General features: G+C 37.9%; 12 protein-coding genes. 6 read left to right on the top strand and 6 right to left on the bottom strand.

The window, feature by feature from the left end; genetic code table 11:
• Positions 1 to 175 precede the first annotated feature (175 nt).
• Positions 176 to 4,675: an S-layer family protein gene (locus BMF77_RS13115; RefSeq protein ID WP_168204434.1), complete on the top strand. Its 4,500-nt coding sequence runs from the start codon at positions 176 to 178 to the stop codon at positions 4,673 to 4,675.
• A gap of 37 nt (positions 4,676 to 4,712) precedes the next feature.
• On the opposite strand, the gene rsmI is transcribed toward BMF77_RS13115, so the two are convergent.
• Positions 4,713 to 5,567 carry a 16S rRNA (cytidine(1402)-2'-O)-methyltransferase gene (gene rsmI, locus BMF77_RS13110; RefSeq protein WP_148763352.1) on the bottom strand — a complete coding sequence of 285 codons (855 nt, stop codon included), beginning with the start codon at positions 5,565 to 5,567 and terminating at the stop codon, positions 4,713 to 4,715.
• A 262-nt stretch (positions 5,568 to 5,829) separates the two neighbouring features.
• Positions 5,830 to 6,441, bottom strand: a complete 612-nt coding sequence (locus BMF77_RS13105) for a PH domain-containing protein (protein WP_148763350.1) — start codon at positions 6,439 to 6,441, stop codon at positions 5,830 to 5,832.
• Positions 6,442 to 6,919: 478 nt separating this feature from the next.
• Here BMF77_RS13105 and BMF77_RS13100 point away from each other — a divergent pair, with 478 nt between their 5' ends.
• The 3 genes from BMF77_RS13100 (at position 6,920) to rpsU (ending at position 9,137) form a co-directional block, all read left to right on the top strand.
• Positions 6,920 to 7,783 carry a sugar kinase gene (locus BMF77_RS13100; RefSeq protein WP_148763347.1) on the top strand — a complete coding sequence of 288 codons (864 nt, stop codon included), beginning with the start codon at positions 6,920 to 6,922 and terminating at the stop codon, positions 7,781 to 7,783.
• A gap of 37 nt (positions 7,784 to 7,820) precedes the next feature.
• On the top strand, positions 7,821 to 8,675 hold the full coding sequence (locus tag BMF77_RS13095; RefSeq protein WP_148763345.1) for a 3'(2'),5'-bisphosphate nucleotidase CysQ: 855 nt from the start codon (positions 7,821 to 7,823) through the stop codon (positions 8,673 to 8,675).
• Positions 8,676 to 8,939: 264 nt separating this feature from the next.
• Entirely contained in the window at positions 8,940 to 9,137 is a 198-nt protein-coding gene (gene rpsU, locus BMF77_RS13090; RefSeq protein WP_015078697.1) for a 30S ribosomal protein S21, read from the top strand.
• 156 nt (positions 9,138 to 9,293) lie between these two features.
• Here rpsU and BMF77_RS13085 read toward each other — a convergent pair whose 3' ends face one another.
• From BMF77_RS13085 to BMF77_RS13075, 3 genes are all read right to left on the bottom strand, one after another.
• Positions 9,294 to 10,181 (bottom strand): hypothetical protein, encoded by an 888-nt coding sequence (locus BMF77_RS13085; protein ID WP_148763343.1) that lies wholly within the window; start codon positions 10,179 to 10,181, stop codon positions 9,294 to 9,296.
• 60 nt (positions 10,182 to 10,241) lie between these two features.
• On the bottom strand, positions 10,242 to 10,751 hold the full coding sequence (locus BMF77_RS13080) for a hypothetical protein (protein ID WP_148763341.1): 510 nt from the start codon (positions 10,749 to 10,751) through the stop codon (positions 10,242 to 10,244).
• An 87-nt stretch (positions 10,752 to 10,838) separates the two neighbouring features.
• On the bottom strand, positions 10,839 to 11,486 hold the full coding sequence (locus BMF77_RS13075) for a class I SAM-dependent methyltransferase (protein WP_148763339.1): 648 nt from the start codon (positions 11,484 to 11,486) through the stop codon (positions 10,839 to 10,841).
• A 111-nt stretch (positions 11,487 to 11,597) separates the two neighbouring features.
• Between BMF77_RS13075 and BMF77_RS13070 the strand changes: the two genes are divergently transcribed.
• Both BMF77_RS13070 and BMF77_RS13065 read left to right on the top strand, forming a co-directional pair.
• Positions 11,598 to 13,253, top strand: coding sequence for a glycosyltransferase family 39 protein (locus BMF77_RS13070; protein ID WP_148763337.1), 1,656 nt, complete (start codon positions 11,598 to 11,600; stop codon positions 13,251 to 13,253).
• 180 nt (positions 13,254 to 13,433) lie between these two features.
• Complete coding sequence (locus BMF77_RS13065; protein ID WP_148763335.1) at positions 13,434 to 14,306, top strand: hypothetical protein; 873 nt, start codon at positions 13,434 to 13,436, stop codon at positions 14,304 to 14,306.
• A 135-nt stretch (positions 14,307 to 14,441) separates the two neighbouring features.
• On the opposite strand, the gene BMF77_RS13060 is transcribed toward BMF77_RS13065, so the two are convergent.
• Positions 14,442 to 15,275: an ABC transporter ATP-binding protein gene (locus tag BMF77_RS13060; protein ID WP_148763333.1), complete on the bottom strand. Its 834-nt coding sequence runs from the start codon at positions 15,273 to 15,275 to the stop codon at positions 14,442 to 14,444.

Raw genomic sequence — 15,275 nt, 5'->3', positions numbered from 1 at the left:
CAAATCTCTAATTGCAAAAATGGAAACATTCAAATGCAATAATTTTAATAACAATGATAAACTTTTGTAGAAACTTTCCTTTGAAGATTTCCCATGAGTTTATTAGCGTTCTTTAATAAAAATAAGTAAACAAATTTAAACCAGTATCTACTAATTTTTGAACAGGAGCATGACAATGGCAACATCATTTGTACCAGCAGGCAACACAAACTATACCCTAGTTGGTACGGCAGACGATGATATTCTTGATGCCTTAACTGGAGGGGGAAATAATATCCTTCAAGGTGGTGACGGGAATGATGAGTTATTTGCCTATACTAATGATAAACTCTTTGGAGAAGCAGGAAATGATGAACTCCACTCTGAGGGTAATGGTGGCAATACCTTAGATGGTGGAGATGGTAATGATATTATTTTTGCTGACCGTAATGATACTATTTTAGGCGGCGCAGGTGATGACACAATTTTTGGTGGTCGCGGTGGCAATACTTTAACTGCTGGCACAGGTAACGATACATTCTGGCTGACTAATGCCGAATATCCCATCAGTCCAAATATCATTACAGACTTTAATCCCACAGAAGATCGGTTGCAAATTGCTTTTGATGGCATTACATTAGATAAACTCAGTTTTGTACCCCAGGGAAATGACACCCTGATCAGTATCAATAGTACACAATTGGCTATTCTTAAAAATCAAAATTATGAATTACCAATATTTACTATTACTTCAGCTTCAGCAACAGAAGGAAGTGCCATTAATTTCACTGTCACCCGCACGGGAGATGCTCAAGCACCACAAAACGTAACTGTAGCCACATCTATTGGTACTGATGATACAGCTAGTGCCAGTGACTTAACTGCAAATACTCAGACTCTCACATTTGCACAGGGAGAAACTAGCAAAACCGTTACTGTCCAAACAACTCAAGATAGCCTATTTGAAGGCAATGAGACTTTCACTGTTAGTTTAAGCAATCCTACAAATAGTGCAGTTGTCAGTTCCACAAATGGTACAGCTAAGGGAACAATTAATAATGATGATGCTGCACCTATATTTAGTATTGCTGCGGCTTCTGCAACAGAAGGAAGTGCCATTAATTTCACTGTCACCCGCACGGGAGATGCTCAAGCACCACAAAACGTAACTGTAGCCACATCTATTGGTACTGATGATACAGCTAGTGCCAGTGACTTAACTGCAAATACTCAGACTCTCACATTTGCACAGGGAGAAACTAGCAAAACCTTTACTGTACAAACAACTCAAGATAGCCTATTTGAAGGCAATGAGACTTTCACTGTTAGTTTAAGCAATCCTACAAATAGTGCAGTTGTCAGTTCCACAAATGGTACAGCTAAGGGAACAATTAATAATGATGATGCTGCACCTATATTTAGTATTGCTGCGGCTTCTGCAACAGAAGGAAGTGCCATTAATTTCACTGTCACCCGCACGGGAGATGCTCAAGCTAGTCAGAGTGTCAATGTAGCCACATCTATTGCGACAGACGATACAGCTAGTGCCAGTGACTTAACTGCAAATACTCAAACTCTCACATTTGCACAGGGAGAAACTAGCAAAACCTTTACTGTCCAAACAACTCAAGATAGCCTATTTGAAGGCAATGAGACTTTCACTGTTAGTTTAAGCAATCCTACAAATAGTGCAGTTGTCAGTTCCACCAACGCTACAGCGAAGGGAACAATTAACAATGATGATGCTGCACCTGTATTTAGTATTGCTGCGGCTTCTGCAACAGAAGGAAGTGCCATTAATTTCACTGTCACCCGCACGGGAGATGCTCAAGCACCACAAAACGTAACTGTAGCCACATCTATTGGTACTGATGATACAGCTAGTGCCAGTGACTTAACTGCAAATACTCAGACTCTCACATTTGCCACAGGAGAAACTAGCAAAACCTTTACTGTCCAAACAACTCAAGATAGCCTATTTGAAGGCAATGAGACTTTCACTGTTAGTTTAAGCAATCCTAATAATGGCGCAGTTGTCAGTTCCACAAATGGTAATGGTACAGCGAAAGGAACAATTAACAATGATGATGCTGCACCTGTATTTAGTATTGCTGCGGCTTCTGCAACAGAAGGAAGTGCCATTAATTTCACTGTCACCCGCACGGGAGATGCTCAAGCACCACAAAACGTAACTGTAGCCACATCTATTGGTACTGATGATACAGCTAGTGCCAGTGACTTAACTGCAAATACTCAGACTCTCACATTTGCCACAGGAGAAACTAGCAAAACCTTTACTGTCCAAACAACTCAAGATAGCCTATTTGAAGGCAATGAGACTTTCACTGTTAGTTTAAGCAATCCTAATAATGGCGCAGTTGTCAGTTCCACAAATGGTACAGCGAAAGGAACAATTAACAATGATGATGCTGCACCTGTATTTAGTATTGCTGCGGCTTCTGCAACAGAAGGAAGTGCCATTAATTTCACTGTCACCCGCACGGGAGATGCTCAAGCACCACAAAACGTAACTGTAGCCACATCTATTGGTACTGATGATACAGCTAGTGCCAGTGACTTAACTGCAAATACTCAGACTCTCACATTTGCACAGGGAGAAACTAGCAAAACCTTTACTGTCCAAACAACTCAAGATAGCCTATTTGAAGGCAATGAGACTTTCACTGTTAGTTTAAGCAATCCTACAAATAGTGCAGTTATCAGTCCTAATAATGGTACAGCGAAAGGGACTATTAATAATGATGATGCTGCACCTATAAACCAAGCTCCCACAAATATTACTCTACAAAATTCAATTACAAACCTTCCTGAAGGGACAAGTACCATAGCACGGCTCAAAGTAGCTGATATTGTTATTACGGATGATGGACTAGGAAGCAATACTATCTCTTTAACAGGTGTAGATGCTGCTAGTTTTGAGGTAGAAGGAACAGTTCTTTACATCAAAAAAGACACAAAGTTGGACTATGAAACCAAGAACAGTTATGGTGTAACAGTCAATGTTGATGATACCACCGTAGGTAATACTCCTGATGTTTTTACCAACTTCACTCTCACGGTAACAGATGTAAATTATGCTCCCGAAGTCAAACCAAATCAAATCTTTAGCTACACTGAAAACAAAACAGCAAATTTCCAAGTAGGAACTGTTTTGGCTACGGATGACATAGCTGTAACAGGTTTTGCGATCGCCAGTGGAAATGATTCTGGTTTCTTTAACATTAATAATCAAGGTATAATCACCCTGACGGACAAGGGAGTGACCAGTGCAGCCAATGACTTTGAACGCAGTCCTAATAGTTTTACATTAGGGATTATTGCTAAAGATGCAGCAGAGGCTACTTCCCAGGTTACGAATGTGACTATTAATGTTACCAATGACCCAACGGATGATAACAAAAAACCAAATCTGCAAAGCTTCACCCAAAGTGGACAAGAAGATCAAATAATAAGTTTTGGTATTGGAGACTTCAAAGACAAGGGTAAATACCAAGACGAAGACAATAATGATTTAATGGCAATTAAGGTAATAAGTTTACCAACCTCTGGAAGCCTAACTTTTGTCAATGGTCAACAAGTGATTAAGAATCAAGAGATATTAGTTAATGACCTAGCTAATGTGCGATATAATCCCGTTGTTAATGCTAATGGTAATGTTGCCACATTGACAGTAGCAGCGATTGATAATGGTACTCCAAAAGTAGAATCTGATCCTGCTACAATCACAATCAATCTGACTCCGGTAAATGATCCTCCCGTTGCACAAAATGATCAATTATCTGTCAGTCAAGGAAGTGCGGGAACTATCAACCCTTTAAACAATGATAGTGACCCTGAAGGAGATAGTTTAAAGCTCACCGGCAAAACCGACGGTAAACATGGCAAAGTGGATATCAATGGCAATAATTTGACCTATACGCTGTTAGATGGCAATTATTTGGGCAATGATGTCTTTAGTTACACTGTCTCTGATGGTGGTTTTTCCGCAAGTGCTGATGTTAGTGTGACGGTTACGGGTAAAGCTACAACTGCTACTGTAGCACCAACTCAGCTAATCTCAATTGCTCCTGTTGATAGACTGATTCCCAAGGAAGCAGGTGCATTAACTGGTATTGTCGATAAATTGGGCTACGAATTTCCTAATAACTACAACCCATCCCTTGTCAAAAACTCTCTGCAAAATGCTCTAAATCAGACCACCGCAGCTTTTAATAATCTGTTTGGTCTTTATGAGGTGGACAATGCAACGGGGTCTGTAAATGGCATTAAACCCGGGGAAAGCGGTTATGCAAAAGCCGCTTTGAGTAAGGTAGTAGATAACTTTATTGTGCGGGTAGGGGGTTCAAGTAGTGGTGCTGCGAGTGATGTCGTTGTCAGTGGTGGTAAAATCTATTCTCCCTTTGTGATTGCCAATGGTGGTAACTTCTCTGGTAATCTTCAACAAGCGATTAATGCTTTCTTTGCTGCGAACCCTAATAATAGCCCGGCTACCGCCCAAAATTACACGACTTTACCTGTAGCCTATTTTAGCTTTGGGGTAGCTAACCCGGACGGTGCGGCTCATTTGAGAAGTTTTGGGAATAACACCTTTGGTTTTGAAGATCTACCTGCGGGTGTGGGGGTAAGTGACTACGATTTTAATGATGCGGTTTTCTCTTTTGGAGCGGTCGTCTAGTTTGTCCTATTCTAGATCATGATCATCGTCTCTGTACTTAGCCGCTAAGTTCAATTGTCAAAGCTAGTTGATAGAGATAGCGACGAGATAAACCCGTATCCTTTGCTATCTCACGACTAGCTTGAGAACGAGAAATACCCTGTTTAATCATTGATAATAGTTCGTTTTTTAATTCAGTTTCTGTGAGTTGAGGTTTACTAGGTGGATTTCCAGCTACTAAAAGAGTATATTCTCCTTGGGGTTCTTTGTCTTGGTAATGGGTAATCCCCTCGGCAATTGTTCCTCGCCAAAATTCCTCGTATAATTTAGTTAGCTCCCGTGCTATTACTAGAGAGCGATCGCTGCCTAAAACTGTCCCCAAATCGGCTAAAGTATCCCGCAATCGATGAGGTGATTCATAAAAAACCAAAGTTCGGGATTCACCTTGCAAAGATTCCAAATATTTCTGGCGTTGTTGACTTTTAGCCGGTAAAAAACCATCAAAAATAAACCTATCTGTGGGTAATCCCGCCGCACTCAAAGCCGTAATTACAGCACTTGCACCGGGGATAGGCACAACAGTGATACCATTATCAATACAAGCCTTAATTAACTCATATCCTGGGTCAGAAATTCCCGGCATTCCCGCATCACTTACCAAAGCGATCGCTTTTCCATATTGTAAATGCTCTAATAATTCAGGAATGCGACTATGACTATTATGTTCATGGTAACTAACTTGGGGAGTTTTCACCTGAAAATGCTGTAGTAATCTGCCTGTGTGGCGTGTGTCTTCTGCCGCAATCATATCCACTGCTTGCAAAATTCTCACCGCTCTAAAAGTCATATCTTCTAGATTACCAATGGGTGTAGCGACAATATAAAGTGTTCCTGGTTTTGGTTCAGTTTGCATATTAATTTTGAACACGGATTCAACGGATTAAAGGATTTCACAGATTAGATGATTTTTGAGATGATTTAATCTGTGAAATCTGTAATTTGCAGGAAAGAAGTTATCAGCTAGTAGTCTGTCAAATTTATTTTGACGGGTTTTTGGCAGTGCGGGCATACTTCGACCCTTCGACAGGCTCAGGGCATCGCAAGCTCAGTACAAGTCTTGCCCGCGTGAGCGAGACGCTCACACTACAGTCCATCATTTTTATCTTGACAAACTACTAGTTGTTAATAAACTTCTCAAACACCTCACCAAAATCTTTCCGCACATAAGTTTCATGAGCATATTTTAACCAATTAAAAGCATACTGATTAATTGATTTAAATTGCTCTTCTGAAGTTGATGTAGTTGTTGAACGACTAACTGTACTAGCTGCTGTATTTAAACTAGTTTGAGCATATTGATGATAAAGAGCATTTTCTCGTTGAATTGAGGCAATTTTCAGTAAAGCCTTGTACAAGTCTTTCAAAGGATGAATATAAATTTTAGCAACATCAATAGAATAGGATATATCCCCCATTATTAACTTGATTTCGATATCCATATCTATTGTTCCTGCGGTTTCTAGCTTCACATCCTTAATAATATGATGACTATAACTAAAACGTTTGAGTAGACGTTTTTTACTAACCGCAGAATTTCCATCTAGATGAATTAACGCTAGGTTAGTAAAACAATATTCATCAGTTTTCGACTTAATTAAAAAATAGATCTTTTCCCCTTCTTCATGAATCACATAATCATCACTATCAACTTTATGAAAATCTTCTGGTTTGATCACAGCACCAATATCACTCAAACCTAGTGCATCCATCGCCATATTTTTGAACATGATCTTTTACTCTCTAAGCAAATTAATTTTACTATGATTTTATTGATTATACGTCAGTGCTATTTGATTTACGAATTTACTTAACAGTATTTTACTAAGTAAGTCAACACAATGAAACCAAACTGTGTAAAGAAATGTAAAATCGCTGAAAACTTCTTCACCCTTGCCTCTTGCATGAGTGCCTTTTGCCTTGCTATAACGACAATTTTTAACGCCAACCTACTTAATCTCTGTTAAGATATAAGAACAAATTTGAAAAAATGAAGACAATCCAGGTTAAAATTTCCAATTCTCAAAAGTTACACTTTTTTTGATTCCTTGCATAAAAATTATCATCATAGGTAAGTAAATGAGCAAAAATAATTAAACATTTTGAAAATACCTAAACCGATGAATTATGTAAGGGTACCACCCCTACATTAAATTCATAAACTTTCCTATAATTTACTTAATACTTTGAGCAAGTTACCAATTAGCAATGAGCAAATCTGGCTTATTTGTGGGTTTAATTACCTTAGATTTAATTTATCTCGCGGACTCTTCCCCCCAAAATAATCAAAAACTTGTTGCCACTGACTATACTGTAGCAGCAGGAGGACCAGCAACAAATGCCGCCGTCACCTTGAGTCATTTAGGCAACCAAGCTACAGTTTTAGGTGTATTGGGTTCCCACGATATTACACAGCTAATTCGTAGCGATTTAGAGAATTACCAAGTCGCAATTATTGACTTAGACTCCCATCGCCATACACCACCACCCGTTTCTTCAATTATTGTTACGCAAGCTACAGGAGAAAGAGCGGTAATTTCTATTAATGCCATCAAAACTCAGGCAAATATTACCTCTATCCCCGCAAATATTTTACAAAATATTGATATTGTCTTAATTGACGGACATCAAATAGAAGTTAGCAAAATCATTGCCCAAATGGCTAAAAAACAAAATATTCCCGTTGTCATTGATGGTGGTAGCTGGAAACGAGGATTTGCAGAAATATTACCTTTTGTAAACTATGCTATTTGTTCTGCTAATTTCTATCCCCCTAACTGCAAAAATCAGCAAGATGTTTTTGCCTATTTGCAAAATTTTAACATTCCTCACATTGCCATTACTCAAGGGGAAAATCCCATTCAATACTTAAATTGTAGTCAATTTGGTGTGGTAAATGTGCCAAAAATCCAGCCCGTTGATACACTAGGAGCAGGAGATATTTTTCACGGTGCTTTCTGTCACTATATCCTGGAAACAAATTTTATAGAAGCATTAGCACTAGCTGGTAATACTGCTACGGAAGCGTGTAAATATTTCGGTACGCGCCCTTGGCTAAATTCAAATATTTGATGTTCATTTTTCCTATTCCACCCAAATTTATCCTCAAATGAAAGACTTATCCGAAATATTAACAATTGCGCGGTCAGTTGGTTGGGGTGCAGCCAGTCTCCTCAGTTCTTATTATCATGGTACTATCGCTGCACCAAATTTAGATATTCAATATAAAGACAATGAACCCGTTACAGTTGCAGATTTGGCTGTTAGTGAATATATCTTGTCACAGCTACAAGCCGCTTTCGGGAATGAAGACTTTGGATATATCAGCGAAGAAACTCATAAATCAGAACAGGGAAAAAATCCCGCTGAGTGGGTATGGATAATTGATCCATTAGATGGGACAAGAGACTTTATCAACAAAACTGGAGAATATGCCATTCATATTGCCTTAGTGCAAGGAACACAGACAATGTTAGCCGTCGTGGCAGTTCCAGAGACACAAAAGTTGTATTATGCCACCAGAGGCAGTGGGACTTTTATCGAAACCACAACTGGTTCTGTGCCTGTGCGACTTAACTCCCATAAAAATATCCAAGATCTAATTTTGGTTGTTAGTCGCTCACACCGCAACGATAGGTTAGAATATCTCTTACAGCACTTGCCCTGTCAAAATCAAAAAGCGATTGGTAGCGTCGGTTGCAAAATTGCGGCAATAGTTGAACAGCAAGCAGATGTTTATATTTCCCTTGCCGGTAAATCCGCACCGAAAGACTGGGATATGGCTGCTCCCGAACTTATATTAACGGAAGCAGGTGGCAAATTTACCCATTTTGACTGCACGCCATTAAAATACAACACCGGCGACATTCATCAATGGGGGGAATTACTGGCGAGTAATGCTCAAAATCATGAGGAACTATGTCAAGAAGCACAAAGCATTCTCACACGGTTTGCTTCAAACTAAAATAGTATTGATCGGGGCAAATTCCCTAACAATGCTCAAAGTTTTGTGGGGAAATTTTGCTCGTCATGGGTTAATATTCTCATATAGTGTTATAATGGGCGAGGTGAGGATTATTTTCGGTTGAGATCGCAATCGCTATTAAGTCCAGTAAAAAAAATTAAAATCTAGAGTATCCAGCAGATACAGTCCTAGACTAAACGCCGCTGGAATATTTTACTTTGACTTTAGTTCTCAAATATTAATTTAAACTACGGAGGAACAGGAATGACACAAGTGGTCTTAGGTGAAAATGAAGGAATTGAATCAGCACTGCGAAGATTTAAGCGGGAAGTTTCCAAAGCGGGAATTTTCCAAGATATGCGGAAAAAGCGTCACTTTGAGACACCTTTAGAAAAAGAAAAGCGCAAAGCTATAGCTAGACACAAACAACGTCGTCAACAACGTTCTCGCTTCAAACGATAAGTTTTTAGTCTTGTCTGCTGCAACTGGAAATCCCGACGGATTTCCTGTTAATTGAAACAAATTACAAGTAGTTACTAATGATATCAAGTACAATTTATGCAGTGGTTAGGGGCGAGTTTATCCTGCCCCTAAGTTGTTTTTAGATTAAATTAACTGCTAGATTTCAGCTACTGCTCGTTCAATTAAACGTCTTGCTAAAGTCTGAGTTCCTGTGTGTTCATAGTAATTTGTAGACACATCTATAAATGCTGCCAGATAGTCCAGCTTGTCATCAGCAATTTGCGTAAAAGATTGCAAATTACTAATTACTTTTCGAGGGGTTAAATTATGGCTTGTTACCAGCCCACTCATCCAACCGCTAACTGATTGAAAACTTTCCCCAATAAAGTTGAGTTTACCAGCATCGTTATTGCCAGGAATAGTATTTTTGATGGTTTGGAAAGTCGAGTTTTGGTTTAGATCTTGGGGACTCATTTGACTAATTCCAGATAAGGCCTTGTGAATAAAGTCGGGTCCGAGGGGAATTAAACCATCAACACAAACTAATGCCACCATGCGGATAAGTGACTCACCACCATACTCACCTAAAGCACCGACAAAATCGCCAATGCTGTCCCCAGGAATACCGTTAATTTGACAAAAAGCGACTACTTCAGCTACTAATTTCAGGGTTAAGTCAATGGTTTGAGCTTTGTCCGGTTTGGGAGTCAGAGAGTTTAAAAAACCAAGCAGGGGAATTGATTCCCCAATTTTGTTGGCTAAAGCTGCTGCACCCAAAGCTTTATCTGCACCATCAACAGTTTGATACAGCCAGAGGGCGGTTTGATATCCTTGGGATTTATCATTAAATAGATAAATTGCTCTTTCACCAATTTGTTGAATTAACTCTTCGTCAGTCTCCCCGGTAACAGTTTTAATGGTATTCACAAAACCAACTGTATTTTGCCATTCTCCAGGAGCAACAAAATCCAAAGCTTTCAACATGGAAACAGTCAAGTTACTGGTTGGTAATTCGTCAACTAACTCGAAAATTGATTTACTCACAAAAGTCTCCTTGTGTATGTTTTGTATTAACGTCGGTTGTTAGTTAGGGAAGCGATTAAACTATTTCAACGTTGCTAAACCATCGAGATTAAATTTTTCTATCCAGGCTGCGCGATCGCTCGCAGTAAATGATGGACTTTTAGAAATTACCTTGACTTGGTACTTATCCACCAAAACCGAAGTTTGAGTGTTACCAACTTTTACCGCAGGATAACCGCCTATTTTTTCAGTGCTGTTAGCAAATTTAGCTGCTGCTCCTGGTATGCTGCTAGTATCAGAAATAGCGAGTTGAGCAACTACTTTGCCACCTTTTTTCAAGTTTGCTTCAGAAAAGCCTTTTTTCTCTTGGGTATAGACACGATCATAGCCATCTTCGCTACTGGGGAAGAATTTATTTAATTTACTACCCTGAGTTGCACTTTTAACTACTGCCTGTCCACTTCTTTGCTTGGTACTTTCCTGTTGTACTTGATCAAAACGACTAGGTGCTTTTGTCGAGCAGGCTGTAGTTAGTAGTACGATTGATAGCAATACAGCAGCTAAAACTCTCCGCCCATGATTTTTCACCATTTTTGGCTTCTCCTTAATACTTGAGCTTGTGAGGCAATTATCAACTATTTTGCCATTTACAAACTAGAAATTTACTTTTAAATAATACTACGCAAGACGTTGAGCTATCACCGCATACAAAGGATCTCCTCCTGGTACCCCCAACCACTGTAAAAAACCTGGTGCTGCTGACTTTGAGCAAATCACTTCTGGGGTGGTGAATCCAGGAACTGAGGCAAAATAGCCCTTGACCAATTTTACTCTAAAAGCTTCCGAACCGTCTCGCCAGACTTGAATTGCCTTTTGAAAAAACATCCGGTTAGAAAAACTAATAATTGCTATCCCACCGGGTTTAAGAATGCGGTGTATTTCCGAAAATATAGCCTCTGGGTATTGGATATATTGCACAGAAACACAGTTAATAACAGCATCAAAGTCTTGATCTGGAAAAGGTAACTGGAGATTTGTGTTGATATTTTGGACAAAGTAATGATTTAACTGGGGATTCCGGGCTAATTCTTCAGCATTTAGTCCATGTCCTGCTACATGAGCAAAATCTATATCTGTGGGTAGATGCGATACCCAGCTACTCATCAAATCAAGAATACGAGTATTTGATTGCAGTCGCTGACGATATAAATCAGTTAATTGTTGAATAAAACCCTCATCTACATGAGTGACAAAGCGAGGGTAACTATAGAATAACAGATCATCCGATTCATCTAATTTAATGCGTTGACTTGGTTGCAGGAGCATAAACGTCTTTTTTCCCCGATTGGAAAATTTTGAATAGTATTCTAATTGATAAGTTATTTTTGATAACTTAACTTATTCTACATGAGTAAATACTATATTTACTATTCATAAATGTTTTTTAAATCACCCCTAATTATTTTGATTATCCAATTAATTCGGCTATTTTGGCAATTACCATATCCCAAGTTGTTAATTTGGCTACTTCCTTTGTTGTTATTTACTTCTGGGGAAACCAGTCTCATGGCTCATGATGAAACCCTTTATGCGTTAAGAGCCAGACAAATGTTTGAAACTGGTGACTGGGTATCTCCTTGGGGTAATCCTCATCATAAAACCCCTGGTTTTTATTGGGTAATTGCTATTTTTTATCAGCTATTTGGTGTTAGTGATACAACTGCGCGAATACCGACAATGATGGCGGGAATTTTGAGCATATTTGTTATTTATAAAGTTGGGAAAATTTTACTATCTCAAGAATTAGCATTTTTGGGAATTATGATTTTAAATGTAGCATTTTTGTGGTTACAATATTGTCGGTTAGCCACACCAGATGTCCCAACTATCTTATTAGTATTTATGGGAATTTTCTCCCTATTAAAATCTGACATAGATCCTCGAAAACGATATTTTTATGGTTTTATAACTGGGTTAAGTTTTGGCTTAGGCTTTTTAATGAGAAGCTTAATGATTTTTTTACCAATGATAGCATTATTACCTTATTTAATTATAGATCATCGCCGTCATCGTCATTTAACTAACCCCATGTTGTATTTAGGGTTTTTAGTGGGTTTAATTCCTAGCTTAATTTGGCTTTATTTTAGTTGGTTGCGTTATGGTAGCGATAGTATTGGGGCTTTATTGGGATTTGTCATAGAACTAGGTAGTCATGAACAACATAAAAATGGCATTTTCTTTTATGTGTGGAATCTAGCTTTAAAATCTTTTCCTTGGTTATTTTTTAGTTTATTAGGTTTAGTATTAGTCATACGGCGTTCAATTTCTAAATATCCATTAATATTAATCGGGTTTCCTGTTGTCTTATTTACTGAATTGAGTATATTTTCTACTCGTTTCTCTCATTATAGTCTTGGTATTTATCCATTTATTGCTTTTCTAGCTGCGGTGGGTTTAGATTGGTTAGGAAAACTTTACCAAAAAGGATTTGATGATCAATATTCATCTCACAAGATAGTTTATTTACCCAGAAATATTAGTTATGCTTGGGGAATATTAGGCGTTATTTTAGTTTTAGCTGGAACAGGTATTTTAATTTGGGGTGAAGTAGATATTCACAAATATGCAATTCTAGGAATATATTCTGGTTTTGGCAGCTTAATTGTACCATTAATCTGGATAGGTAATTTTCACTATCACCACAAGTTTTTGACTTCTCGTTATTGGCTAGGTGGATTATTAATTAGTTGTTGGTTATCTCTAGCTACAGCGGGTAATTTAGGTTTATTAGGTGATTTTAACCCGAATTTTAGAGTATTTTATCAACAAGAATCAATTAATAAAATTTTGCATAATCATCCTATTAACTTTGTCAAAGGAACAGGATTTAATGATAAAGAATCTCTGTTAATTTACTTTTACACACCCCAGCATGGTAAAAGTGTAGATTCAATTTCTCAGTTACCTATTTTTAGTTATGCTTGGATTTATCAACCAAGTTTTGTTAAGTTACCAATACCTTATCGGATTATTGGTAGTTTTAAAGATTATCAATTAATTCAGATTTTATCTGCGAATAATTCTGATAAGTGAAAATATAGAATACAGCACTTCCCGGTGTTATTAGGTACATATCTAGCGGGCAAGATGCCCGCACTACAAGAGTTTCATGATTCAACTTTGTACCTCATAAGAGCGGAAACCGCTGTAAATCTGATTAAATGAGGTCTATGTTAGAATATAGGAATATTCTCAACTATTGTAATTTGTACCATGAAAAAATTAATTCTCACAATTTCTTTATTTCTTAGCTGCATATCTCTGGTAAGTTGTGGTAACGCACCCAAGGATATGTTTAAAGAAGATTCGAGTAATACTGTCACACAAAGTCAAAGGGAAAGTTCTTCAGTAGCACCAAGGGAACAAAAAGATAAACAAGAATCTTCTCCAGAATCAGAAACTCAAGAAGATGAAAATAATAAAGAAGAGGAGAAAACCCCTGTTCGTAAAAACCTGGATAAAAATACTAAAAGAGATGGAAGTAAAAAACCAAAATTAGGAATAGTAAAGGAGTTAGTTAATGGTGATTTAATGTGCTACGTTACCTTAGTAGATAAAAAAGGCATTGAACACAATGTTGGTGCGAGTTTTGATATTTGTGCTGACGAGAAGAAGTTTGTCAATAAAAAAGTCCGTGCTGTTTATGAAATACAATCAGTTAATGATTGTGAAAGTGCAGAACCTTGTGGTAAAACTCGCAAAGAATCCATCATTACAAAAATGCAAGTTGTCAGTGAAGGTTCAGAAAGAAGATCCTCAAGCGATAATTCAAAAAGTGGTAATTCACAAACTTTAAGTAATGGTAAATGGACAATTACTTTGAGTAATACTGATTCTTGGAATGGGGTTAATGGTACAGGAAATGTGAATTATCAAGGATGTGATACTAATGGTAAATGTCTCAAGTTAACAGGTGGTAAAGTTTCCTGTCGAGATGGTAAATGTGTTACAGGTTGGAAAAATGGGGATTATGTCTACATTTTAGAACAACCGATAACTGAAGATGGTAATTCTACTTCTACTTTAATAGTGAGAAAAGATAATACTGAAATTTTGAAGACTACAGACTTGAAATTGCTGAATTGAGGGATAAAATTCAAAAATTCCATCTCTCAAACTCTGACTCTCTGAGCCTCTGCCTCTGGAGCGTGTTAGCGGAGCGAAGCCAAATAAAATCATACTTTCACTCAGCAAATCTGGGCAACCACGGGGGGTTTGTCCCTACTCTGGTGTGAAATTCTGATCCAGAAAATTAAGAGCATGATTGCGAAGTTCAAAATATTCTGTAGAGTTCCGCATGGCCACTCTATCTCTAGGATGTTCAAAAGGAACTGTTAAAATTTCTCCTATTTTTGCAGATGGTCCATTAGTCATCAAAATAATTCTGTCAGACATATAAATTGCTTCGTCCACATCATGGGTAATCATCATTACCGCTTGACGATGATGTTCCCAAATATCTAATACTTGACGTTGCAATTTACCACGAGTTAAGGCATCTAAAGCCCCAAAAGGTTCATCCATTAATAACATTTTGGGACGAATTGCTAAAGCCCTGGCAATACCCACTCTTTGTTTCATTCCTCCAGAAATTTCATCAGGATATTTGTCTGCTGCTGGGGTCAAGTTCACCATTGCTAAATGTTCATTGACAATGCTAATTTTTTCAGCCCGATTGGCATTTTTCAAAACTTCATCTACTGCTAAACGGATATTTTCACGGACTGTTAACCAAGGTAATAATGAATAATTTTGAAATACCATCATTCTATCTGCCCCTGGTTTCCGAATCTCTTTACCATCTAAGCGAATTGAACCAGATGTAGCTTTTTCAAAACCACCAATTATTTTTAATAGTGTGGATTTACCACAACCAGAATGACCAATAACAGAAATATATTCATCTTCACCAATGGTCAAATTAACATTATCTAAAACTGTGAATTCTCCTTTATCCTGGGTTGGATAAGATTTAACTAAATTCTCTACTTCCAAAAATCCGTTACGGGGCAAAATTTCTGGAGAGGTATGATCTTTTAAAACCGTATATTCCAT

Source organism: Dolichospermum sp. UHCC 0315A (genome assembly GCF_008121535.1).
Lineage (GTDB): Bacteria > Cyanobacteriota > Cyanobacteriia > Cyanobacteriales > Nostocaceae > Dolichospermum > Dolichospermum lemmermannii.
Note: the sequence above shows the minus strand (reverse complement) of the source record. Positions and strands in the feature narration are given on the sequence as shown.

What these genes read in the sequence shown, in the direction of transcription:
- BMF77_RS13080 (WP_148763341.1), bottom strand. Translation starts at nt 10,751, where the DNA reads ATGGTGAAAAATCATGGGCGGAGAGTTTTAGCTGCTGTATTGCTATCA.
- BMF77_RS13115 (WP_168204434.1), top strand. Translation starts at nt 176, where the DNA reads ATGGCAACATCATTTGTACCAGCAGGCAACACAAACTATACCCTAGTT.
- BMF77_RS13095 (WP_148763345.1), top strand. Translation starts at nt 7,821, where the DNA reads ATGAAAGACTTATCCGAAATATTAACAATTGCGCGGTCAGTTGGTTGG.
- BMF77_RS13105 (WP_148763350.1), bottom strand. Translation starts at nt 6,441, where the DNA reads ATGTTCAAAAATATGGCGATGGATGCACTAGGTTTGAGTGATATTGGT.
- BMF77_RS13075 (WP_148763339.1), bottom strand. Translation starts at nt 11,486, where the DNA reads ATGCTCCTGCAACCAAGTCAACGCATTAAATTAGATGAATCGGATGAT.
- BMF77_RS13065 (WP_148763335.1), top strand. Translation starts at nt 13,434, where the DNA reads ATGAAAAAATTAATTCTCACAATTTCTTTATTTCTTAGCTGCATATCT.
- rpsU (WP_015078697.1), top strand. Translation starts at nt 8,940, where the DNA reads ATGACACAAGTGGTCTTAGGTGAAAATGAAGGAATTGAATCAGCACTG.
- BMF77_RS13070 (WP_148763337.1), top strand. Translation starts at nt 11,598, where the DNA reads ATGTTTTTTAAATCACCCCTAATTATTTTGATTATCCAATTAATTCGG.
- BMF77_RS13100 (WP_148763347.1), top strand. Translation starts at nt 6,920, where the DNA reads ATGAGCAAATCTGGCTTATTTGTGGGTTTAATTACCTTAGATTTAATT.
- rsmI (WP_148763352.1), bottom strand. Translation starts at nt 5,567, where the DNA reads ATGCAAACTGAACCAAAACCAGGAACACTTTATATTGTCGCTACACCC.
- BMF77_RS13060 (WP_148763333.1), bottom strand. Translation starts at nt 15,275, where the DNA reads ATGGAATATACGGTTTTAAAAGATCATACCTCTCCAGAAATTTTGCCC.